The 1,599-nt window shown below is 77.5% G+C and carries 3 protein-coding genes; 2 read left to right on the top strand and 1 reads right to left on the bottom strand.

Annotated elements, in window-relative coordinates; all coding sequences use genetic code 11:
* The coding region (locus C5507_RS21975; RefSeq protein WP_104530600.1) for a hypothetical protein at positions 1–574 on the top strand (574 nt) is incomplete at its 5' end.
* A 33-nt stretch (positions 575–607) separates the two neighbouring features.
* Here the strand turns inward: C5507_RS21975 and C5507_RS21980 are convergent.
* Positions 608–1,174, bottom strand: coding sequence for a type 1 glutamine amidotransferase domain-containing protein (locus tag C5507_RS21980; protein WP_104530601.1), 567 nt, complete (start codon positions 1,172–1,174; stop codon positions 608–610).
* A 59-nt stretch (positions 1,175–1,233) separates the two neighbouring features.
* On the opposite strand from C5507_RS21980, the gene C5507_RS21985 reads away from it, so the two are divergent.
* Positions 1,234–1,599: hypothetical protein (locus C5507_RS21985; protein ID WP_211295547.1), on the top strand; the 366-nt coding region annotated here is incomplete at its 3' end.

Here is a 1,599-nt window from a genome sequence, read left to right on the forward strand (position 1 = left end):
CCCGTCCACCGCGGCCATCCCGGGGCTGCGCCCGGACCGCAAGCCGGGTGTCCCGCAGCCCTCGGCGCCCGTGCCCCCGCTGCGCCGGGCGGCCGAGGTCGCCGGGGTCCAGCGGTCCACGCCCCGGACCGGCACGCGGGACGATCGTGCCGACGCCCGGGCCGGCGCGCGGGCGGGATCCCGCGCCACCGCGCGCGACGCCCGCCCGGCCTCCCGTGGCGATCACTCCACCGGCCCGATCCCGGTCGTCGCCGCCGACGACCTCGCCGGCACCGACCTCGACGGCACGCCACAGGAGAGCGCCCTGGCCTGGCTGCGCTTCGGTGGCGAACTGCTGATCGCGCTCGCCGCCGGCGTCGGCATCTACTTCGCGGCGACGGTGCTCTGGGAGCTGGTTCCGCAGCTCGCCGTCTTCCTCGCCCCGCTCGCGGTCACCGGCCTGGTCGCCGGGGTCAACCTGTGGCGCCAGCGCCAGGGGGCCGAGCCGGTCGGCGCGCGGCTGCTGGCCGTGCTGGTGTTCGCCGGCACGCTGCTGACCATCGCGCCCGCGGCGTCGTTGCTCGGCAGCGCCTGACCCCCGACCCGGATCCCCGGGCGGTGGCCGTCCTCAGGCGTCGACCGTCTCCTCGTCCGTCGCCGCGGCGAACACGTCGACGATCGCCGCGCCGAAGGCGTCCAGGTCGTCGGGCTTGCGGCTGGTGATCAGGGTGCCGTCGACGACGACCTCCTCGTCCACCCAGTTCGCGCCCGCGTTGCGCAGGTCGGTCTGCAGCGACGGCCACGAGGTCATCCGCCGCCCCCGCACGACGCCTGCCTCGATGAGCACCCAGGGCGCGTGGCAGATGGCGGCCACGGGTTTGCCGGCGTCGAAGAACGCCTTGACGAAGGCCACCGCGTCGGCGTCGGCGCGCACGAAGTCGCCGTTGATGACCCCTCCCGGCAGCACCAGGGCGGCGTAGTCGTCCGGGTCGGCCGAGCCCAGGTCGACGTCGACGGTGCGGCGCTCGCCCTTGTCGATGTGCTCGTAGGCGGTGATCGTGCCCGTGCCGAAGGAGACCAGCTCCGGCTCGGCGCCGGCCTCCTCCAAGGTCTGCCACGGCCGGTCCAGCTCGGCCTGCTCCACGCCGTCGGTGGCCAGCACGGCCACCCTCATCCCGTCCAGTTCTCCAGCCATGGGGGCGGCGCTACCCGGCCCCCGGACCGGGCACACCCGGGCGCACTACGGTTTCGGGCGTGTCCGCCGGTTCCCGCCCCCGTCGCCTGCTGGCGCGGCCCGGCCTCCGGCCGGAGGACGCCGTCCGCGCCGCCGGTGACCTCGTGGCGGGAGGCTGCACGGTGGCCTTCGAGGTCCGGGGGGCCGACCCGGCGGCCGCCGTCGTCGACCTCGCCGGCCGGCTGGACGCCGCCGGGCTGGCGGCCTCCTGCGAGGTGACGGTCCCGGTGGACCGGTTCGTGCCCCCTGGTCCCCCGGGCCTCGTCCTCGCCCTCGCCGGACCCGCCGCCGCCGTCGACCGGGTCGCCGCCGGGCTGCCCGCGGCGCGCGTCGTGGTCCACGCGCCGGAGCCGGGGGCCGAGCAGCGCTGCCGGGCGCTGGCCGGC

Origin of the sequence: Blastococcus saxobsidens (genome assembly GCF_002938435.1) — a bacterium.
Classification (GTDB): Bacteria; Actinomycetota; Actinomycetes; order Mycobacteriales; family Geodermatophilaceae; genus Blastococcus; species Blastococcus saxobsidens.